Genomic DNA, 20,171 nt, shown 5'->3' on the forward strand with positions numbered 1-20,171 from the left:
CGATGAACTTCTCGGCAAGCGACCTGCAGCGGCTCGCCGCGATCCTGTCCGAAGCGGCAAAGGCCGAGATCCTGCCGCGCTTCAACCGCCTGCGCGCCGGCTCCGTTCGCACGAAGACCTCGGCGATCGACCTGGTGACCGACGCCGACGAGGCCGCCGAAAGCGCGATCGCCGCCGAGCTCGCGCGCGCGTTTCCCGGTGCCACGATCGTCGGCGAGGAAGCCACCGCGGCCGACCCGACCCTGCTAGACGCGCTCGGCAGCGCCGAGCTGGCCTTTGTGGTCGACCCGATCGACGGCACGCGCAACTTCGCGGCGGGCATGCCGCTGTTCGGCGTGATGGCCGCTGCCACGGTGCGCGGCGAGGTCGTGGCCGGCGTGATCCACGACCCGCTGGGCCGCAATTCGGCGATCGCGCTGCGCGGCGGCGGCGCCTGGCTGCAACACGAAGACGGCGACGCACAGCCGCTGCGGGTGGCCGAGCCCGCGCAGGATCCGGCCGACATGGACGGCTTCGTGGGCATCACCTACCTGCCCGAGCCGCTGCGCAGCCGCGTGGCCGGCAACCTGGCCCGGCTGCGCTCGCCAGCCAACCTGCGCTGCGCCGCGCACGAGTACCGGATGGCCGCGGCCGGCCACTGCCAGGTGCTGCTCTACCACAAGCTGATGCCCTGGGACCACGCCCCGGGCTGGCTGATCCACCGCGAGGCCGGCGGCTATTCCGCGCATTTCGACGGCACGCCTTACCGCCCCACCCGGCTGGACGGCGGCCTGCTCTGCGCGCCCGACCAGGCAAGCTGGCGGACGGCGCGGGCCGCGCTGCTGGGCGACTGACCGCCGGGCACGCTCGTCGCCGGCGCAGCGCGCATGGCGGCGAGCGGCGCCGAAGCGCCGCGCGCCCGCCAGCCTCACTGCAGCTTGATGCCCGCCTCGCGGATCACCTTGCCCAGCCGCACGTGATCGGCCTGCAGGTTGGCGCGCGTCTCGGCCGGCGTGTTGGCGACCGCGGCCAGGTTCATCGCCTTGAGTTTCGCGGTGAACTCGTCGGAGCGCAGCTGCTTGACCACCTCGGCATTGACCCGGTCCACGATCGCCTTGGGCGTGCCGGCCGGCGCCATCATCACGAAGGTGGTGTCGGAGTCGAAGCCGCCGATGCCGGCCTCGCCCAGCGTGCCGACGTCGGGGAACTCGGGCAGGCGCGACTTGCTGGCCACCGCGAGCAGCTTCAGCTTGCCGGCGCGCACGTTGGGCAGCGACACGCCGGCGTCGAACACAAGGTCGATCTGCCCGCCCATCAGGTCGCCCAGCGCCGCCGCCAGGCCCTTGTAGGGCACGTGGTTGATCTGTACGCCGGTTTCCATCCGGAAGCTCTCGCCGATCAGGTGCGGCGCGCTGCCGTTGCCGGGCGTGCCGTAGCTCTGGCCGGGCCTGGCCTTCAGGTGGGCGACGAGCGACTTCGCGTCGTTGGCCGGGTAGTCCGGCGCGGCCACGATCATCATCGACAGCTTCACCAGCTGGGTGATCGGCTCCAGGTCCTTCGCCGGATCGAAGCTCATCTTGTACAGATAGGGGTTCACCGCGACCATGTCGGCGCTGGTTGCCAGCAGCGTGTAGCCGTCGGGCGCCGACTTCGCCGCGATCTCGCCGCCGATGTTGCCGTTCGCGCCGGGGCGGTTCTCGACGACCACCTGCTGGCCGAGGGTCTCGGAGAGCTTCGGCGCCAGCATGCGCGAGACCACGTCGAGCAGGCCGCCCGGCGGGAAGGTGACGATCAGCCTGATCGGTTTGGATGGCCATGCGTCCTGAGCGGCGGCCGGCGCGCCGATGGCGGCCAGGCCTGCGAAGGCGAGCGCGCACAGTGCGCCGCGGCGCGAGCGAGTGCTTGGTTTCATCTTCTCTCCTCGTGAGTGATCGTTTCGTGTTCGTTCGATGCCGCCCGGCTGCCGGCCGGCATGCCCCGCCGGGTCGACGCGGCCCGATGGCCCCGCTGGGCGAGGCCCGCTCGTTCAGCCCCGCTCGATCGGCCGCGACGGATCGGCGATCCACTCGCTCCAGGAACCGCCGTAGAGCCGCGAACCGGGCAGGCCCGCGATCTCCATCGCGAGCAGGTTGTGGCAGGCGCTGACGCCCGAGCCGCAGTAGTGGACGACCCGCTCCGGCCCGGCGCCGGCGAGCACCGCATCGAAATCGGCGCGCAGCGCCTGGGCCGGCTTGAAGCGGCCGTCGGGGCCGAGGTTGTCCTGCAGCGGACGGTTGCGCGCGCCCGGGATGCGCCCGGCGATCGGGTCGATCGGCTCCATCTCGCCGCGATAGCGCGCCGGCACCCGCGCGTCGAGCAGGACTGCCTCGCGGCGCTGCAGGTTGGCCGCCACGAAGCCGGCATCGACTTTCATCGCGTCGTTGGCCCTGCCTTCGAAGCGCGCCGCGCGCGGCGCCGGCGCCTCGGTGGCGAGCGGCCTGCCCTCGGCAACCCAGCGGGTGATGCCGCCGTCGAGCACCGCCACCGCATCGTGGCCCAGCCAGCGCAGCATCCACCACAGCCTGGCCGCGCTGGCGCCGCCCCGATCGTCGTAGGCGACGACCTGCGTGCCCGGGCCGATCCCGGCCGCGCTGAGCGTGGCGACCAGGCGCTGCGGCTCGGGCAGCGGGTGCCTGCCGTTGCGGCCGGTGTGCTCGCCGCACAGGTCGCTGTCCATGTCGAGGAAGATCGCGCCGGGCAGGTGGCCTTTCGCGTACTCGGCGCGACCGAAGGCGGCGTTGGCGGGGTCGCTGCGGCAATCGACGACGACCCAGTCGGGGTCGCGAAGGCGGGCGGCGAGCGTGTCGGTGTCGACGAGCAGGGTCAGCGGCATCGTTCTTGGGACGGTTGGGTCTCGGAAACGGGGCGAGCGGACGGGCGCCCGGGCGAACGCGACTTTAACGCGGGATCAGCTCGCCGACAGCATCAGCCACGCCACGCCGCCGACCATGATCGCCATGCCGATCGCCTCGCGCCGGCTTGTGCCCTGCGCGAACAGCTTGTGCGACACCGCCTGCGCGAACAGGATCTCGACCAGGCCCACGGTGCGCACCGCGGCGGCGGTCTGCAGCGAGAAGGCGAGGAACCACATCTGCGAAGCCAGCGCGCCGGCGAACCCGGCCAGCATCGACGGGCGCCACAGCCGGAAGATCTCGGCCAGCACGCGTCGGTCGCGCCACAGCAGCCAGCCGCTGAGCAGCGCGGTCTGCATCAGCAGCGAAGTGGCCAGCGTGGTCGTGGCGCGGGCGTAGAACGGCGCGTCGCCGAGTTCGAGGATCGCCCCGCGAAAGCCGACCGCCGACAGCGCGAACATCGCGCCCGAGGCGATGCCGAGCCGCGCCGCGCGCGGCAGCCAGCGGGCGAGCAGGGATTGCGTGCCCGGGGAGCCGCCGCTCGGCGAAGCGCCCCCCGAGGCAGCACCCCCGCCCTGTCCGCCAGCCGCGGCCGCCTTGGCCGGCATCGACATCAGCAGCACCCCCGCCGTGGCCACGATCACCGCGATGCTGGCCGACAGGCTCAAGCGCTCGCCGAGGAAGAGCAGCCCGAACACCGCGATCTGCACCGGCTCGGTCTTCACGTAGGCGATCGACACGACGAAGGAGCGCTCGCGCATCGCCGCAAGCATCAGCCCGGTGCCGAGGATCTGGAACACGCCGCCCATCAGCGCCCAGGCCAGGAAGGCCTCGGACAGCTTCAGCGCCGACAGGTCTACGGCGGTGGCCATGGCCGCGAGGAAGGCGAGCCCGAAGGGCAGGCCGAACAGGAAGCGCACGTGCGTCGCGCCGACGGTGCCGACCCGCTCGGTCAGGCTGCGCTGCATCGCGTTGCGCACGGTCTGCACGCCGCAGGCGGCGACGGTGCAGGCGATCCAGAGCCAGGCGGGCGGGTCGAGGGCGGGCATCGGAAGAGAAGCGGGAAGGAAGGATCCGGCTCGGGGGATCTCAGCTCGCCAGGCGGTAGCCGACGGCGGCGGCGGCCAGCGATCCGAACAGGTGGAGCCCGGTGTGCGCGAGCGCCAGGCCGAAGGCCCCGCGCTGGATCATGCCGAGCGACTCGACCGAGAAGCTGGAGAAGGTGGTCAGCGCGCCCAGGAAGCCGGTGACCGCGAACAGTCGCCACGAGGGATCGAGGTCGGGGTGCCTGGCGAACCAGGCGACCGCCATGCCGATCAGCAGGCCGCCGGCCAGGTTCGCGACCAGCGTGCCCCAGGGCATGACGCGGTCGGCGGTGTTCAGCCAAAGGCCCAGCGCCCAGCGCCCCCAGGCCCCGAGCACCGCGCCGATGCCGACCGCGGCGAAGCCCGCCAGGCTGAACGCCGGGGCGCTCACCAGCGCGCCGCGGCTTCGTCGTCGGAGGCGCGGGCCTCGACCCAGCGCTCGCCCTGGGGCGTGCGCTCCTTCTTCCAGAACGGCGCCTGCGTCTTCAGGTAGTCCATGATGAACTCGCAGGCCGCGAAGGCCTCGCCGCGATGCGCCGAGGTGACGACGACCAGCACGATCTGGTCGCCGGGGTCGAGGTCGCCGTAGCGGTGCACGACCGTGGTGTCGAAGATGTCCCAGCGGGCCTTCGCCTGCGCGCAGATGTCTTCCAGCGCGCGCTCGGTCATGCCCGGATAGTGCTCGAGCGTCATCGCGGCGACGCCCTCGCCTTCGTTCAGGTCGCGCACCGTGCCGATGAAGGTCGCGATCGCGCCGACGCGCCGGTTGCCGGCGCGCAGCGCGGCGATCTCGGCGCCGGCGTCGAAGTCTTGTTGCTGGACTCGAACAGGCATGTGGTCAGGCTCGAATGATGGTCAGGCCCGCATGGCGATCAGAACCGACGCAGGGAATCGGCGAAGCATCCCTGCTGCTCGATCCGCCGGTTGCACGCGTCGATCGTCCCGAGATTGTCGAGCAGCCACCGCCGCCCGACCTGCTCGAAAGACGCGATCGGTTCGGTCCGCGGCGCGTCACTGATTGCTCGCGGACAGGGCGCTCCGGGTTCACGCGGGTCGTCGTTCATCCGGATAAGCTACGTCCATCGCCCCGATCGATCAACCGCCGGTCACCGGCGGAAAGAAGGCCACCTCGGCCCCTGCCCGCAACGGCGTCGCGCCGTCGGCCATCGCCTGGTCGACCGACACCCGAACCGCTCGCCCCTCGGCAAGCTGCTCGGCCCAGGCGCCGCCGCGCTCGCGCAGCCAGGCGCGCAGGTCGCCGGCAGTGGCCACCGAGGCCGGCGCCTCGACGGTCTCGCCGGCGGTGCCGAGCGCCTCGCGCAGCCCGGCGAAATAGAGCACCCTGATGTTCATGCCTTATCCCAGCAAGGATCCGAACGGCAGGTACCGGACCGTGTCGCCGCGCCGGATCGGGTTGCCCGGCGGGTTGTCGATCAGGCCGTCGGCCCACACGGTCGAGGTCAGCACCCCCGAGCCCTGGTTCGGAAAGAGTTCGAGCCGTCCCGACTCGCCGAGTCGCGCGCGCAGGAACTCGCGCCGGCGGTCGGGCTTCGGCCAGTCGAAATCGGCGACGAGCGCCAGCGCCTGCGGCTCGACCTTCTGCACGCCCTGCAGCCGCAGCAGGAAGGGCCGCACGAACAGCAGGAAGGTCACGAAGGCCGACACCGGATTGCCGGGCAACCCGATGAAGTGCGCGTCGCCCGGCAGCGCCGCGGGCACCGCCATCGGCACCCCGCTGAGCGCCGACGCGGCCAGCGCCGCGGCCGACATGCCGTCGCGTCGCACGCGGCCGTGCGCCAGCGGCTTGCCGGGCTTGATCGCGATCTGCCACATGGTCAGCTCGCCCTCGGCCTGCACCGCGGCGCGCACGTGGTCCTCCTCGCCGACCGACATGCCGCCGGAGGTGACGATCAGGTCGTTGTCGATCGCCGCGGCGCGCAGCGCATCGCGGGTGGCCTCGAGCGAATCGGGCACGTTGCCCAGGTCGCTCACCTCGCAGCCCAGCCCGCGCAGCAGCGACACCAGCACGTAGCGGTTGCTGTCGTAGATCGCGCCGGGCTTCAGCGGCTCGCCGGGCCGCGCCAGTTCGTCGCCGGTGAAGAAGCACGCTGCGCGAAGCCGGCGGCGCACCGGCAGGTGCGCGAGCCCGACCGACGCGGCCAGGCCGACCGCCTGCGGCGCGAGCCGGGTGCCGGCCGGCAGGATCACGCTGTCGGCGCGGATGTCCTCGCCGGCCCGGCGCACCCACTCGCCCGGCCGTGCGGCCTGCATCACCAGCACGTCGTCGCCGTCGGCGCGGGTCGCCTCCTGCATGACGACCGCGTCGGCGCCCTCGGGGATCAGCGCGCCGGTGAAGATCCGCGCCGCGGTGCCCGCGGCCAGCGGCTCGCCCACGTGACCGGCGGGAATCCGCTGCGCGACCTTCAGCCGCGCCGGCGACTCGGGGCTCGCGCCGGCCACGTCGGCGCTGCGAAGCGCGTAGCCGTCCATCTGCGTGTTGTCCGCCGGCGGCACGTTAAGCGTGCTGCGGATGTCGTCGGCCAGCACGCGGCCGCTGGCGTTCAGCGTGTCGACGCGCTCGATGCCGTCGATCGTGCCGGCCTGCGCGAGCAGCGCGGCGAGCGCCTCATCGAAGGGCAGCAGTCCGGAGTTCATGGCGTCGGTCCAGGTACTCGATGATGAAGTCGGAAATCGCGTCGGGCGCGTTCAGGTCCAGCCGGGGCACGCCGCAATCGACGGGGGCGTCGGTCGCGACCGCCACGATGTTCGGGTCGCTCGGCTGCAGCAGCGGCTTGCCGACCGAGGGACGGTGCACCTCGAGCTTCGGGATGTCGGCGTGCTTGTAGCCCTCCACCAGCACCAGGTCGCAGGGCGAGAAGCGCTCGAGCTGCCGGTGCAGGTCGGGTTCGGCCTCGTCGCGCAGCTCGTGCATCAGCACCCAGCGCTGGTCCGACGTGATCAGCACCTCGGAGGCGCCGGCCTCGCGGTGCCGGTACGAGTCCTTGCCCGGGCGATCGATGTCGAACAGGTGGTGGGCGTGCTTGATCAGAGACACCTTGAGGCCGCGCATCACGAAGCGCGGGATCAGCTGCTCGATCAGCGTGGTCTTGCCCGAGCCCGACCAGCCGGCGAACCCGAAAACTTTCTTGGGCGACATCCGTCCCCTCTCGGCTAGCCCTTGGACGGGCCGAGTGTAACCCCGGCCGGATGCCCCTGCGGCGCGTGCGGCTGCGACGTGCGCGACTGCTCCACGCGCGGTTGCGGCAGGTGCGTGACCAGCCGGCTGCCGGCCACGATCAGCGCCAGCCCCGCGAAGGCGCCCGCGCCGAGCCGCTCGTCGAGGAACAGCGCGCCGAACGCGATCGCGAAGAAGGGCATCAGGAACATGCCCAGCGAGGCCCGGGTGGCGCCGACCCGCTGCAGCAGCAGGTAGTTCAGCGCCGCCGGGAAGATCGTGCCGACGACCGCCAGCGCGAGCAGGCCGCCGAGGATCGACGCGTCGACGTCCAGCGTCCAGGGCCGGTCGACGACCAGCGCGACCGGCACCAGCACCAGAGCGGCCGCCAGGAACAGCCCTGCGGTCAGGCCGACCGGTTCGAGATGCCGCGAGCGGCGCATCAGCACGGTGGCGATCGCGTAGGCGAGCGGCCCAAGCAGCGTGACCAGCTCGCCGAACAGGTGCCCGCCCAGGCCGCCCAGCAGCGACGGCCCGATCACCGCGACCACGCCGGCCATCCCGAAGCCGATGCCGACCAGCTTGCGGGTGCCGAGCTTCTCGTCGGGCAGCATCAGGTGCGCGGCCAGCAGCGTGAACAGCGGCATCGTCGAGTAAAGGATGCCGCTCAGCCCGCCGGCGATCGTCTGCTGGCCGATCGCCAGCGCGCAGTACGGGATCGTGATCACGCCCAGCGACACCTTGAGCACGGTGAGCCTGTCGTCGCGGCCCCGCGGCAGGCGGGCGCCCGGAAGAAGCAGCGCGAGCAGGCAGAACGGCAGCGCGAGCAGCACCCGGGCGGCGGCCAGCGTGAGCGGCGGCAGCTCGCCGACCAGCATCTTGTTGAGCACCACCGAGCTGGCGAAGCTCGCGGCGGTGGCGACGAGCAGCGCCCAGTTGGCGGGCGTCATCGGGCGAAGCGGCATGTCAGCCGGCCCGCGACGCGAGCACCCGCTCGGCGATGTAGTGCTTGAGCATCGTCACGTCGCGCGGCATCAGCGTGAAGCGCTGCGCCCGCGACTCGATGCCCTCGAACGCGGCGGGCCGCGGCGGCTCGATGCCCAGCGCCTCGCGGATCGTGTCGGCGAACTTGGCCGGCTGCGCGGTTTCCAGGCACAGCATCGGCACGCCGGGCTCGCGCCACTGCCGGGCCACGTACAGGCCGTCGGCGGTGTGCGTGTCGACCACCACGCCGTAGCGCTCGCGGGTCTCGCGGATCGTGGCCACGCGATTCGCGTGCAGGCTGCGGCCCGACACGAAGCCGAAGTCGCCGATCGCGGCGAACTCGGGCGTGTCCGACAGGTCGAACTCGCCGCGCGTCTCGAGGTCCTTCCACAGGTCGGCCACCTGGCCGGTGGCGCCGCCGAGCAGGTCGTGCACGAAGCGCTCGAAGTTCGACGCCTTCGAGATGTCCATCGACGGGCTGCTGGTCTGCTGCGTTTCGGCCGAGCCGCGCGGCCGGTAGCGGCCGGTGCGGAAGAACTCGTCGAGCACGTCGTTCTCGTTGGTGGCGACCACAAGCCGCGAGATCGGCAGGCCCATCATGCGGGCGATGTGCCCGGCCAGCACGTTGCCGAAGTTGCCCGAGGGCACCGCGAACGAGACGCGCTGGTCGTTGCTCGTGGTGGCTGCGAACCATCCCTTGAAGTAGTAGACGACCTGCGCGACCACCCTCGCCCAGTTGATCGAGTTGACCGTGCCGATCGCCCAGCGCTGCTTGAAGGCCAGGTCGTTCGACACCGCCTTGACCATGTCCTGGCAGTCGTCGAAGACGCCCTGCACCGCCAGGTTGAAGATGTTCGGGTCGGCCAGCGAGAACATCTGCGCGGTCTGGAAGGCGCTCATCCGGCCGTGCGGCGACAGCATGAACACCCGCACGCCGCGCTTGCCGCGCATCGCGTACTCGGCGGCGCTGCCGGTGTCGCCCGAGGTGGCGCCCAGGATGTTCAGCTCCCGGCCCTCGCGCGCCAGCACGTACTCGAACAGGTTGCCGAGCAGCTGCATCGCGACGTCCTTGAAGGCCAGCGTGGGGCCGTTGGACAGGCGAAGCAGTTGCAGGCCGGGCTCGAGCTGCAGCAGCGGCACGATCTCGTCGCTGCCGAAGGCCCGAGCGGTGTAGGTGCGCGCGCAGAGCTCGCGCAGGTCGGCCTCGGGAATGTCGGGGGCGTAGAGCCGCAGGATCTCGAAGGCCAGCTCGGCGTAGGGCAGCGCGCGCCAGCGCGTCAGCGTGGCGTCGTCGATGCGCGGGTAGGCCTCGGGCAGCACCAGGCCGCCGTCGGGGGCCAGGCCGCCCAGCAGGATCTCGGAGAACGAGGCCGGCGGCATGCCGCCGCGGGTGGATACGTAGCGCATCAGGCAAGGTCCTCGCGACGGATGCGGATCGCCTTCGAAAGCACGGTGGGCAGGGCCTCGATCCGCTCGATCGCGGCGTCGACCTGCTTCTCGATCGTGCGGTGGGTCAGCAGGATGATGTCGGTGCGCTTCTCGCCCTCGTGCGGCTCGCGCTGCAGGACCGCGTCGATCGAGATTCGCTCGTCGGCCAGGATGCGCGTGATGTCGGCCAGCACGCCAGGCTCGTCGGAAACCCGAAGCCGCAGGTAGTAGGCGGTCTCGGTCTCGGCGACCGGCAGGATCGGCAGGTCGGACATCGCCTCTGCCTGGAAGGCCAGGTGCGGCACGCGGTTGCCCGGGTCGACGGTCATCGTGCGGGACACGTCGACCAGGTCGGCGATGACCGCGCTGGCGGTCGGCTCGGCGCCGGCGCCCTTGCCGTAGTACATCGTGTGGCCGACCGCGTCGCCCTTGACCCACACCGCGTTCATCGCGCCCTCGACGCTGGCGATCAGCCGCTTCTCGGGAATCAGAGTGGGGTGCACCCGCAGCTCGATGCCGAAGGGCTCGCCGTCGGCGCCGGCCCGCAGCCGGGTGATGCCGAGCAGCTTGATCCGGTACCCGAGCTGCTCGGCGTAGCGGATGTCCTCGCTCTGCAGCGCGGTGATCCCCTCGACGTGGGCGCGGTCGAACTGCACCGGCACGCCGAAGGCGATCGCCGACAGGATCGTGATCTTGTGCGCGGCGTCGATGCCCTCGATGTCGAAGGTCGGGTCGGCCTCGGCGTAGCCGAGCCGTTGGGCCTCCTTCAGCACGACGTCGAAGGCCAGGCCCTTGTCGCGCATCTCGGACAGGATGAAATTGGTGGTGCCGTTGATGATCCCGGCGATCCACTCGATCCGGTTCGCGGTGAGGCCTTCGCGCACCGCCTTGATGATCGGGATGCCGCCGGCCACCGCCGCCTCGAAGGCCACCATGACGCCCTTTCGCGAAGCGGCCAGGAAGATCTCGCTGCCGTGCACCGCGAGCAGCGCCTTGTTCGCGGTGACCACGTGCTTGCCGTTCTCGATCGCGGACAGCACCATCTCGCGCGCGATGCCGTAGCCGCCGATCAGCTCGATCACGACGTCGACGTCCGGATCGTTCACCACCTCGCGCGCGTCGGCGACCACCTGCACGTCGGGCCCCACGATCTCCCGCGCCCGCTCCACGTTCAGGTCCGCGACCTTGGTGATCAGGATGCTGCGCCCCGCCCGACGCCGGATCTCGTCCTGGTTGCGCCTGAGCACCTCGAAAGTGCCGCCCCCCACCGTGCCGATGCCCAGCAGGCCCACGCGGACCGGACCGAATTTTTCGTTAGTCATTGTCTGTTTTCAGCTAGCGGAGAAAGCCAGTGGAGAAAGGATGCCGGCTGATCGAGGGCGGGGCCCGACGGTTCGCAGGCCACGACGGCATCTCGACGGGGCCGGGTCAGGGGCCTCGTCGACCAAGCGAGTATCGGGGAGCGACTCGACGAGGCCCCTGACCCGGCCCCGTCGCGCGCAAACGCCACGCGTGCGAGAACTCAGGCCGCGACCTTGATCAGCCCGTCCTTGCGGAACATCTCCTTGATTCCCCGCACCGCCTGCCTGATCCGGTGTTCGTTCTCGATCAGCGCGAACCGCACGTGATCGTCGCCGAACTCGCCGAAGCCGATGCCCGGCGACACCGCCACCTTGGCCTCGATCAGCAGCTTCTTGGCGAACTCGAGCGAGCCCATCGCCCGGTAGGGTTCGGGAATCTGCGCCCAGATGTACATCGACGCGCGCGGCACCTCGACGTCCCAGCCGGCTTCCTGCAGGCCCTTGGCGAGCACGTTGCGGCGCAGCTGGTACTTCTGGCGGGCCTCCTCGACGCAGTCCTGCGGGCCGTCGAGCGCGGCGATCGCAGCGACCTGGATCGGCGTGAAGGTGCCGTAGTCGTGGTAGCTCTTCATGCGCGCGAGCGCGCCGACCAGCTCGGCGTTGCCGACCATGAAGCCGATCCGCCAGCCCGCCATGTTGTAGCTCTTGCTCATCGTGAAGAACTCGACCGCGACGTCGCGCGCGCCGGGCACCTCCATGATCGACGGCGCCCGGTAGTCGTCGAACACGATGTCGGCGTAGGCGAGGTCGTGCACGACGATGATGTCGTGCTCCTTCGCGATCTCGACCACCCGCTGGAAGAACGACAGGTCCACGCACTTCGCGGTGGGATTGCTCGGGAAGCCGATGATCATCATCTTCGGCTTGGGCGTGGTCTCGCGCACCGTGCGCTCGAGCTCCTCGAGGAAGTCCACGCCCGGCGTCATCCGCACCGGGATGGTCTCGGCGCCGGCGATCACCGCGCCGTAGATGTGGATCGGGTAGCTCGGGTTGGGCACCAGCACCGTGTCGCCACGGTCCAGGGTGGCCAGCATCAGGTGGGCGATGCCCTCCTTGGAGCCGATGGTGACGATCGCCTCGGTCTCGGGATCGATGTCGACCTGGTAGCGGCGCTTGTACCAGTCGGAGATCGCCTTGCGCAGCCGGGGGATGCCCTTCGACACCGAGTAGCCGTGCGTGTGCGGCCGCTGCGAGGCCTCGACCAGCTTGTCGATGATGTGCTGCGGAGCCGGGCCGTCGGGGTTGCCCATGCTCATGTCGATGATGTCCTCGCCACGGCGCCGCTCGGCCATCTTGAGCTCGGCCGTGATGTTGAACACGTAGGGGGGCAGGCGCTTGATTCGCGAGAACTCGCGTCGAGAATTCATGTTGGACTCCGCTTAGCCCATTAATGTAACATTTTCAGTGAGTTACACCTCAGCGAACCGCATGGACGGGACCCGATGAAGCTGCACGCCGACATGCCGTCGCCGTTGAACACCGTGACCGCCTACGGGCCGGACTGGATCGAGATCAATCGCCGGCGCTTCGAGGGCGCCGTGGTGGTGATGCCCGAGGGCGAGGTCGCCGCGTGGTCCGCGCAGCGCTTCGACGCGCTGTCCGAGGCCGATTTCGAGGGCCTGCTGGCGCTGTCGCCCGAACTGGTGCTGCTCGGCACCGGCGACAGGCAGCGCTTCCCGCATCCGCGCCTGACCGCCGCGCTCGCGGCCGCAGGCATCGGCGTCGACGTGATGAGCACGCACGCGGCCTGTCGCACCTACAACATCCTGATGGCCGAGGGCCGGCGCGTGCTGGCCGCGCTGCTGCCGGGCGAGGCCTGATCGCAAGCGGGCTCGGGTCGACGGACACGCGAGCCCGGCCGGCGGGCACGAAACCTGCATGAAACTTGCCTGTGGTATGTTGAGCCGAGTCCCCCGCCCGGCACGCGGCCGGGCCGACCGATGGAGGTGCGATTGAGCGTGACCACAGGCCAGAAGGTGCCCGATTTCGAGGCGGCATCGACCGGCGGCGGGTTTTCGATGGCCTCGATGAAAGGCCGCAAGCTCGTCCTGTATTTCTACCCGAAGGACAACACCCCGGGCTGCACGAACGAGAGCATCGACTTTCGCGACCGGGTCGACGCCTTCGCCCAGGCCGGCGCCACGATCGTCGGCGTCTCGCGCGACAGCCTGAAGTCGCACGAGGGCTTTCGCGCCAAACACTCGCTCCCCTTCGACCTGATCTCCGATCCCGACGAGAAGGTCTGCGAGCTGTTCGGCGTGATGAAGATGAAGAACATGTACGGCCGGCAGGTCCGCGGCGTGGAACGCTCGACCTTCGTGATCGCCGCCGACGGCAGGCTGGCCCGCGAATGGCGCGGGGTGAAGGTGCCCGGCCACGCCGACGAAGTCCTCGAGTGCGTTCGCGCCCTCTGAGCCCGCGCATGCCCCGCTGCCGGACCGCAGCGCGCCCCCTCTCCCGCACGGACCACGCGTCCACGACACCATGCCGCTCCCCAAGCCGCCGACCCGGCCCGCCACGCTGATCGACCTGTCCACCGCCACCCGGGCGCGCGCCGCGCGGCCCAAGGCGAAGAAGACCGAGGCGGCCGTCGAAGCCGTCGCGCCCGAGGCGGTCGCCCCGGCGCCGGTCTCGCCGGCCGCCGCCAGCACCGCCGAAGCCGCGGTCGTCGCGCCGCTGAAGCCGGCCGCGAATGCCAGGCCCGCCGCGCCCCAGCAGGCGCCGGTCGCCGCGGCCCCGGCCCCGGCGCCCGCGACGGCGCCGTCCCCGGCGCCGGCCGCCGCCCCGAGCGGCCGCCGCAAGCGCCAGTCCGCCGAGTCGCCGCGGCTCTTCGTGCTCGACACGAACGTGCTGATGCACGACCCGAGCAGCCTGTTCCGCTTCGCCGAGCACGACGTGTTCCTGCCGATGATGGTGCTCGAGGAGCTCGACCATCACAAGAAGGGCATGTCCGAGGTGTCGCGCAACGTGCGGCAGGTCAGCCGCGCGCTCGACGAGCTGATCGCCACGGTCGACGGCGACATCGACGACGGCATCGCGCTGTCGGCGCTGGGCAGCAAGGAGGCCACCGGCCGGCTGTTCTTCCAGACGCAGGCCGTCGCCTCGATGCTGCCGGCCAGCCTGCCGATGGGCAAGGCCGACAACCAGATCCTCGGCGTGGTCCGCGCGATGCAGGACCAGCACCCCGAGCGCAAGGTCGTGCTGGTGTCCAAGGACATCAACATGCGGATAAAGGCCCGCACGATGGGCCTGCCCGCCGAGGACTACTTCAACGACCAGGTCATCGAGGACACCGACCTGCTCTACGCCGGCACGCTGCAACTGCCGGACGACTTCTGGGACCGCCACGGCAAGGGCGTCGAGTCGTGGCAGCAGGGCGGCCAGACCTTCTACCGGATCACCGGCCCGCTGGTGTCTTCGCTGCTGCTCAACCAGTTCGTGTGGTCCGACGGCGAGCTGCCGCTCACGGCCAAGGTCAAGGAGATCGCCGGCCGCACCGCGGTGCTGCAGACACTGCGCGACTACGGCCACCTGAAGAACGCGGTCTGGGGCGTCACCGCGCGCAACCGCGAGCAGAACTTCGCGCTGAACCTGCTGATGGACCCGGAGGTCGACTTCGTGACCCTGCTCGGCCAGGCCGGCACCGGCAAGACGCTGCTCGCGCTCGCCGCCGGCCTGGTCCAGGTGCTCGAGAGCCGGCGCTACACCGAGATCATCATGACCCGCGCCACCGTGCCGGTCGGCGAGGACATCGGCTACCTGCCCGGCACCGAGGAAGAGAAGATGCAGCCGTGGATGGGCGCGCTCGAGGACAACCTCGAGGTGCTCAACCAGACCGACAGCGGCGCCGGCGAGTGGGGCCGCAGCACGACCAACGAGCTGATCCGCAGCCGGGTCAAGGTGAAGGCGATGTCCTTCATGCGCGGGCGCACCTTCATCAACAAGTTCCTGATCGTCGACGAGGCGCAGAACCTGACGCCCAAGCAGATGAAGACGCTGATCACGCGGGCCGGCCCCGGCACCAAGGTCGTGTGCCTGGGCAACATCGCGCAGATCGACACGCCCTACCTGACCGAGGGATCGTCGGGCCTCACCTACGTGGTCGACCGCTTCAAGGGCTGGGCCCACGCCGGCCACGTGACGCTGCAGCGCGGCGAGCGCTCGCGGCTGGCGGATTTCGCGGCCGACGCGCTGTAGGCAGCGGGCCAGGTCGTCGATGAGCCGACGGGATTCGCATACGCTGACGGTGTCGGCCGAGGGCATCGCGACCCTGCAGATCGCCAACGGCACGCCGCTGAACATCCTCGACTCCCGCACGATCGCGGGGCTGACCGGCGCTCTGCGCGAGGCCGCCTCGGATCGGGCCATCCGCATGCTGGTGCTGCGCGGCAGCGGCGACAAGGCGTTCGTCGGCGGCGCCGACATCAAGGAGATGGCCACTCTCGAGCCGGCCTCGGCCAGGGCCTTCATCACGCGCCTTCACGATCTGTGCGAGGCCGCGCGGGACTTCCCGGTGCCCACCGTCGCGCGCCTGTCCGGGTGGTGCCTCGGGGGCGGCATGGAGCTGGCGGCCTGCTGCGACATCCGCGTCGGGACCACGGCATCGCGCTTCGCGATGCCCGAGGTCAGGATAGGGATTCCGTCGGTGATCCACGCGAGGCTGCTGCCGCGCCTGATCGGCGAAGGACGCACCCGGCTGCTGCTGCTCACCGGATCCGCGATCGACGGCCCGACGGCGGAGCGCTGGGGTTTTCTCGAGAAGCTGGTGGAACCCGACGCGCTCGACGACGCGATCGTGCAGGTCGCCGCCGAGATCCTCGAGTGCGGACCGGCGGGCGTGCGGCTTCAGAAGTCGCTGCTTCGGTCGTGGGAAGGCCAGACGATCGAGCGCTCGCTCGAAGCGAGCATCGAGGCCTTCGGGGCGGCCTACGAAGGCAGCGAGCCGCACGAGTACATGCAGCGATTCCTCGAGAAGATGCAGGCCAAGCGCGCCGGGTGACGCGGTCGCCCGAAGCTTGCGTTCAACGCCAGGCAGCCAGCCCCTCGAGCGTGGCGTGCTGGATGCCGATCGCGTGGCCGAGCACGCTGCGCCGCCAGTCGGGCGACGGCGGCGAGAAGGCCTCGAGCACCCTGGCCCGCAGTTCGGCCTTCAATGCGTCCGGCGCGGCGCCCGCATCGAAGCGCAGGAAGCGATCGGCCTGCAGCGCGAGCCGGGCATCGTCCATTTCCACCGTGCCGAACTCGATGACCGCGCCGGTGAGCTCGGCGTGCGCGGCGAAGCGTTGCACGCCGTGGAACAGCAGGCCGGTGTAGTTCGGCCGCGCCGCGCCGCCGAAGCCGCCGGTGGTCTCCACCCGGTCGCGCCCCCACCAGTCGCAGGCGCGCTCCCAGGCCGGACCGCCGCGCTCGTTGAAGCACAGGAAGAAGGGCTGGCCGCGCTCGCCCAGCGCGGTGTGCCAGTCGATCAGCGCGATCCGCCTCGCCGTCGACAGGTGCCGGCGAACGACGGCCTCCAGCGTGCGGTTCGACCACTCGGGCCCGCTGCCGCCGTAGTTCAGGCCGGCGGGGTGCGAGTACTGGCCGCGGCTGGTCATGTCGACGAAGGCACTGTCGCCGTTGCGCGCGATCCAATCGAGTCGAGCCGAATCCGCCGCGGCGAGCGCCTCGGGCGTCCACGCCGACGGGCACAGCGCATCGTGCAGCGCCAGGTAGGCCGGGTTCGCTGGAGCGCCCGCCGACCAGTCGATGAAGTTGCGGTTCAGGTCGACGTTGTTCTCGGTGGTGCGGCTCAGGTGCGCGAAGCCGAACGGGTTGATCGCGTGGACCAGCACGATTCGCACCGGCGGCGACGCCGCGCCGCCGGCCAGCGCGTCGAGCAGCGCGACCTGCGCCGCCGATCCGACGAAACCCTCCGGCCCGTGCGTGCCGCTGACCACCAGCAGCGCAGCCTCGGCGTCGGCCGGACCCAGCACCGCGACGTCGGTGCTCAGCGAGCCGCCGTCGGGGCCGGCGGCAAGGTCGTTGACGAACACGTCGACGCGCGCGCCCGCACGCGCGGCCGCCGCAAGGAAGCGGGCCCGCGCGCTCGCGTAGTCGGGCGCGAAGCAGGCGCCGGCCAGCGCTTCGGAAACCGGGCGGGGAACGAAGGCCATGCTCAGCCCTCTCGCCGTCCCGGCACGGCCGCGGCCTCGCCGTCGTCTTCGTAGGTGTAGCGGAAGTCGCAGTGGCTCGCGCCGCCCATGATGGTCTGCGAGCGCTTCATCCTCAGCTTCGGGTCGTAGCCCTCGCAGAAGCTGCCGTCGCGCTGGCAGGACAGCAGGTGGCCGATCTCGCCGAGCCCCATCTCGCGGTACATCTCGGCGTAGCGGCAGCGGACGACGTCGAAGTCGTACTCGGTGTCGGTCTTGCGACGCACCTCGATCCTCAGCGCGTCTTCCTTCTGCCAGAGCTTGCTCATGTCGACGAAGTGCTGCAGCGAGGTGCCCTCCTTCGACTCGGCCGCGAAGCGCTGAGCCTGCTCGATCGCCGAGCGGCGCACCGCGTCGCCGATCGTCTTCATCGCGACCTCCTTGCCGTGGCTGGCCTTCAGCACCTGGTAGACGTGGCCGAGGATCTCGGCCTCGATGCGCCGCTTGGCGAGCATCGACAGGTTCTCGGGATGGGCCGGCGCTGCCGGCCGGGCTTGCGTGTCATCGCTCATCGATCGCCTCCTTCGGCGTGCGAGGGGTGCAAAGGGACAACGGCCCCGGCGCGGGGCTCCGTGGCGGCGGCCGCGAGCGCCGCCTCGGCGGCGACGCGCTCGGACCAGTGGCGGCCCGGGATCGCGTCGATCAGCGCGCGCGTGTACTCGTGGGTGGGCGCGGTGAACACCTCGGCGGCAGGGCCGGTCTCGACCACCCTGCCGTGCTGCATCACCGCCACCCGGTCGCAGATCTGCGCGGCGACCCGCAGGTCGTGGGTGACGAAGATCATCGACAACCCGAGCCGCGACTTCAGGTCGGCCAGCAACTGCAGCACCTGCGCCTGCACCGACACGTCGAGCGCCGACACCGGCTCGTCGGCCACCAGGATCTCCGGCTCCAGCGCGAGCGCCCTGGCGAGCCCGATCCGCTGGCGCTGGCCGCCGGAGAACTCGTGCGGATAGCGGTCGACCGCGTTCGGGTCCAGCCCGACCAGCTCGAACAACTCGCGAGCGCGCGCAAGCGCCCGGGCGCGCGGCACGCCGTGGGCGACCGGCCCCTGGGCGACCAGGTCGCCGGCGCGCCGCCGCGGGTTCAGCGACGCGAACGGGTCCTGGAAGACCATCTGCACCCGTTGCGTGGCCGAGCGCAGCTCGCGTCGCGACATCGCGGCGAGGTCGGCGTCGCCGATCAGGATCCGGCCCGCGTCGGGGTCGAGCAGGCGCACGATGCAGCGCGCCAGCGTGGACTTGCCCGACCCGGACTCGCCGACCACGCCCAGCGTCGCCCCCCTGGGCAGCGCCAGCGAGACGTCGTCGAGCGCGCGGGTGACGCGCGCGCCGCGCCCGAGGAAGCCGCCTGTGCGGTAGGTCTTGCCCAGGTTCTCCACGACCAGCGCGGGCACGTCGCCGACCGCCCTGGCGGGCGGCGGCGCCAGTGGCGGCACTGCCGCGATCAGCTGCTTCGTGTACGGATGGCGCGGCGACTCGAGCACCTGCCGCACCGGCCCCTGCTCGACCAGCTCGCCGTGCTGCATGACCGCGACCCGGTCGGCGATCTCGGCGACCACGCCGAAGTCGTGCGTGATGAACAGCACCGCGGTGCCCTTGCGCCGCTGCAGGTCGCGGATCAGCGCGAGGATCTGCGCCTGCGTGGTCACGTCCAGCGCGGTGGTCGGCTCGTCGGCGATCAGCACGCGCGGCTCGAGCGCGAGCGCCATCGCGATCATCGCGCGCTGGCGCTGGCCGCCGGAGAGCTCGTGCGGATAGGCGCGCGCCGAGGCCCCGGGATCGGGAATGCGCACCTCGGCCAGCAGCGCGAGCACCTTCTCGTCGATGGCCGCCGCGTCGAGATCGGTGTGGATGCGGAACATCTCGCCGATCTGGTCGCCCACTGTGCGCAAGGGGTTCAGCGCGGTCATCGGCTCCTGGAACACCATCGCGATCTGCGCGCCGCGCACCTCGCGCATCCGAGCCTCGGACAGCGCCAGCAGGTCATGCCCGTCGAACTCGATGCCGCCCGAGACGACCCTCACGCCGGTGGGCAACAGCCGCATCAGCGCGCTGGCGGTCATCGACTTGCCCGAACCGGATTCCCCGACCACGCAGAGGATCTCGTTGGCCGCCAGCTCCAGGTCGAGCCCCCGGATAGCGTGGGCGCGATCGGCGCCCGGCGGCAGCGCGACGTCGAGGCCGCGGACCCGCAGCAGCGGCGCGCTCGGCGCCGCCCCCGGCAGCCCGGATGCAGGCGCGGCGCTCATCGCGACCTCAGGCGCGGGTTCAGCGCGTCGTTCAGGCCCTGGCCGACCAGCGACACCGCCAGCACGGTGAGCAGGATCGCCACGCCGGGAATCGCCGACACGTACCACTGGGTGCGCAGCACGCCGCGGCCGTGGCCGATCAGGTTGCCCCACGAGGCCACGTTCGGGTCCGACAGGTTCAGGAAGGCGAGCGCGCTCTCCATCAGGATGGCCAGCGCCATGACCACGCTGGCGTAGACGATCAGCGGCGGCATCGCGTTGGGCAGGATCTCGCGAAAGATGATCGCGCCGTCGCGCAGTCCGATCGTCCGGCAGGCCTGCACGAACTCGCGGTTGCGCAGCGACAGGAACTCGGCGCGGGTCAGCCGCGCCGGCGCCGGCCAGGACACCAGGCCGATCGCGAGCATCACCGTGGTGAGGCCCGAGCCGAACACCGCCACCAGCACCAGCAGCAGCAGGAAGTTCGGCACGGTCTGGAAGGCTTCGGTGATCCGCATCAGCGCGTTGTCGACCCAGCCGCCGTAATAGCCCGCCACCGCGCCGACCACGATTCCCAGCGCGATCGCGACCAGCGTGGCCACGAAACCGATCAGCAGGGAGATCCGCGCGCCGTGGAAGATCTGCGCGGCGATGTCGCGGCCCGACGCGTCGGTGCCGAGCAGGAAACGATCGGTCGCGAACGGCCATTGCAGCGGGCGGCCGGCCAGGCTCAGCGGATCGCGCGGATACAGCACGTCCGCGCTGGCGGCCATCGCCATTACCAGCGCCAGCAGCACCAGCCCGATCACCGCGCCGGGATTGCGAACGTACAGGCGAAGGAACTCCATGG

The 20,171-nt window shown here is 71.1% G+C and carries 22 protein-coding genes; 5 read left to right on the forward strand and 17 right to left on the reverse strand.

Translation table 11 applies throughout. From position 1 onward, the window contains the following. The first annotated feature begins 2 nt into the window (after nucleotides 1-2). A complete protein-coding gene (locus M6I34_RS16395) occupies nucleotides 3-833 on the forward strand; it encodes an inositol monophosphatase family protein (protein WP_272486882.1) in 831 nt (276 codons plus the stop codon). 74 nt (nucleotides 834-907) lie between these two features. Here M6I34_RS16395 and M6I34_RS16400 read toward each other — a convergent pair whose 3' ends face one another. The 13 genes from M6I34_RS16400 to alaC form a co-directional block, all read right to left on the reverse strand. Next, complete coding sequence (locus tag M6I34_RS16400; protein WP_272486883.1) at nucleotides 908-1,891, reverse strand: Bug family tripartite tricarboxylate transporter substrate binding protein; 984 nt, start codon at nucleotides 1,889-1,891, stop codon at nucleotides 908-910. A gap of 114 nt (nucleotides 1,892-2,005) precedes the next feature. After that, entirely contained in the window at nucleotides 2,006-2,851 is an 846-nt protein-coding gene (locus tag M6I34_RS16405; RefSeq protein WP_272486884.1) for a sulfurtransferase, read from the reverse strand. A gap of 75 nt (nucleotides 2,852-2,926) precedes the next feature. Continuing rightward, a complete protein-coding gene (locus M6I34_RS16410) occupies nucleotides 2,927-3,919 on the reverse strand; it encodes an EamA family transporter (RefSeq protein WP_272486885.1) in 993 nt (330 codons plus the stop codon). A 40-nt stretch (nucleotides 3,920-3,959) separates the two neighbouring features. Beyond that, the gene (gene crcB / locus M6I34_RS16415; protein ID WP_272486886.1) at nucleotides 3,960-4,346 is read right to left on the reverse strand and encodes a fluoride efflux transporter CrcB; all 387 of its coding nucleotides are present in this window, start codon (nucleotides 4,344-4,346) and stop codon (nucleotides 3,960-3,962) included. Continuing rightward, complete coding sequence (gene moaE / locus M6I34_RS16420; RefSeq protein ID WP_272486887.1) at nucleotides 4,343-4,789, reverse strand: molybdopterin synthase catalytic subunit MoaE; 447 nt, start codon at nucleotides 4,787-4,789, stop codon at nucleotides 4,343-4,345. Before moaE ends, crcB begins: the two co-directional genes overlap by 4 nt. A gap of 38 nt (nucleotides 4,790-4,827) precedes the next feature. Beyond that, nucleotides 4,828-5,019 (reverse strand): type II toxin-antitoxin system CcdA family antitoxin, encoded by a 192-nt coding sequence (locus tag M6I34_RS16425; protein ID WP_272486888.1) that lies wholly within the window; start codon nucleotides 5,017-5,019, stop codon nucleotides 4,828-4,830. 31 nt (nucleotides 5,020-5,050) lie between these two features. Next, nucleotides 5,051-5,308 carry a molybdopterin converting factor subunit 1 gene (gene moaD, locus M6I34_RS16430; protein WP_272486889.1) on the reverse strand — a complete coding sequence of 86 codons (258 nt, stop codon included), beginning with the start codon at nucleotides 5,306-5,308 and terminating at the stop codon, nucleotides 5,051-5,053. 3 nt (nucleotides 5,309-5,311) lie between these two features. Beyond that, nucleotides 5,312-6,610 carry a molybdopterin molybdotransferase MoeA gene (locus M6I34_RS16435; protein WP_272486890.1) on the reverse strand — a complete coding sequence of 433 codons (1,299 nt, stop codon included), beginning with the start codon at nucleotides 6,608-6,610 and terminating at the stop codon, nucleotides 5,312-5,314. Further along, nucleotides 6,582-7,112 (reverse strand): molybdopterin-guanine dinucleotide biosynthesis protein B, encoded by a 531-nt coding sequence (gene mobB / locus M6I34_RS16440; protein WP_272486891.1) that lies wholly within the window; start codon nucleotides 7,110-7,112, stop codon nucleotides 6,582-6,584. The genes M6I34_RS16435 and mobB overlap by 29 nt, the downstream gene beginning before the upstream one ends. Nucleotides 7,113-7,126: 14 nt before the next feature. Next, entirely contained in the window at nucleotides 7,127-8,080 is a 954-nt protein-coding gene (locus M6I34_RS16445; RefSeq protein ID WP_272486892.1) for a DMT family transporter, read from the reverse strand. Nucleotides 8,081-8,096: 16 nt separating this feature from the next. Next, nucleotides 8,097-9,521, reverse strand: coding sequence for a threonine synthase (gene thrC / locus M6I34_RS16450; protein ID WP_272486893.1), 1,425 nt, complete (start codon nucleotides 9,519-9,521; stop codon nucleotides 8,097-8,099). Next, a complete protein-coding gene (locus tag M6I34_RS16455; protein ID WP_272486894.1) occupies nucleotides 9,521-10,864 on the reverse strand; it encodes a homoserine dehydrogenase in 1,344 nt (447 codons plus the stop codon). Before M6I34_RS16455 ends, thrC begins: the two co-directional genes overlap by 1 nt. Before the next feature lie 200 nt (nucleotides 10,865-11,064). Beyond that, a complete protein-coding gene (gene alaC, locus M6I34_RS16460) occupies nucleotides 11,065-12,270 on the reverse strand; it encodes an alanine transaminase (RefSeq protein ID WP_272486895.1) in 1,206 nt (401 codons plus the stop codon). Between the two features lie 75 nt (nucleotides 12,271-12,345). On the opposite strand from alaC, the gene M6I34_RS16465 reads away from it, so the two are divergent. The 4 genes from M6I34_RS16465 (at nucleotide 12,346) to M6I34_RS16480 (ending at nucleotide 15,902) form a co-directional block, all read left to right on the forward strand. Further along, on the forward strand, nucleotides 12,346-12,723 hold the full coding sequence (locus M6I34_RS16465; protein ID WP_272486896.1) for an Mth938-like domain-containing protein: 378 nt from the start codon (nucleotides 12,346-12,348) through the stop codon (nucleotides 12,721-12,723). A gap of 120 nt (nucleotides 12,724-12,843) precedes the next feature. Continuing rightward, nucleotides 12,844-13,317 (forward strand): peroxiredoxin, encoded by a 474-nt coding sequence (locus M6I34_RS16470; protein ID WP_272486897.1) that lies wholly within the window; start codon nucleotides 12,844-12,846, stop codon nucleotides 13,315-13,317. A 70-nt stretch (nucleotides 13,318-13,387) separates the two neighbouring features. Then, nucleotides 13,388-15,100 carry a PhoH family protein gene (locus M6I34_RS16475; RefSeq protein ID WP_272486898.1) on the forward strand — a complete coding sequence of 571 codons (1,713 nt, stop codon included), beginning with the start codon at nucleotides 13,388-13,390 and terminating at the stop codon, nucleotides 15,098-15,100. Nucleotides 15,101-15,119: 19 nt separating this feature from the next. After that, nucleotides 15,120-15,902 carry an enoyl-CoA hydratase gene (locus M6I34_RS16480; protein ID WP_272486899.1) on the forward strand — a complete coding sequence of 261 codons (783 nt, stop codon included), beginning with the start codon at nucleotides 15,120-15,122 and terminating at the stop codon, nucleotides 15,900-15,902. Nucleotides 15,903-15,924: 22 nt separating this feature from the next. Here M6I34_RS16480 and M6I34_RS16485 read toward each other — a convergent pair whose 3' ends face one another. The 4 genes from M6I34_RS16485 to M6I34_RS16500 are packed head-to-tail and all read right to left on the reverse strand — an operon-like array spanning nucleotide 15,925 to nucleotide 20,169. Then, nucleotides 15,925-17,055 carry a DUF2817 domain-containing protein gene (locus tag M6I34_RS16485; protein WP_272486900.1) on the reverse strand — a complete coding sequence of 377 codons (1,131 nt, stop codon included), beginning with the start codon at nucleotides 17,053-17,055 and terminating at the stop codon, nucleotides 15,925-15,927. A gap of 2 nt (nucleotides 17,056-17,057) precedes the next feature. Next, complete coding sequence (locus tag M6I34_RS16490) at nucleotides 17,058-17,603, reverse strand: L-2-amino-thiazoline-4-carboxylic acid hydrolase (protein ID WP_272486901.1); 546 nt, start codon at nucleotides 17,601-17,603, stop codon at nucleotides 17,058-17,060. Continuing rightward, nucleotides 17,600-19,342, reverse strand: a complete 1,743-nt coding sequence (locus tag M6I34_RS16495; protein WP_272486902.1) for an ABC transporter ATP-binding protein — start codon at nucleotides 19,340-19,342, stop codon at nucleotides 17,600-17,602. Before M6I34_RS16495 ends, M6I34_RS16490 begins: the two co-directional genes overlap by 4 nt. Continuing rightward, nucleotides 19,339-20,169, reverse strand: a complete 831-nt coding sequence (locus M6I34_RS16500) for an ABC transporter permease (protein ID WP_272486903.1) — start codon at nucleotides 20,167-20,169, stop codon at nucleotides 19,339-19,341. The genes M6I34_RS16495 and M6I34_RS16500 overlap by 4 nt, the downstream gene beginning before the upstream one ends. Nucleotides 20,170-20,171: the final 2 nt, after the last annotated feature.

The organism is Zeimonas sediminis, assembly GCF_023721795.1.
In the GTDB taxonomy this organism is placed as follows: domain Bacteria; phylum Pseudomonadota; class Gammaproteobacteria; order Burkholderiales; family Burkholderiaceae_E; genus Zeimonas; species Zeimonas sediminis.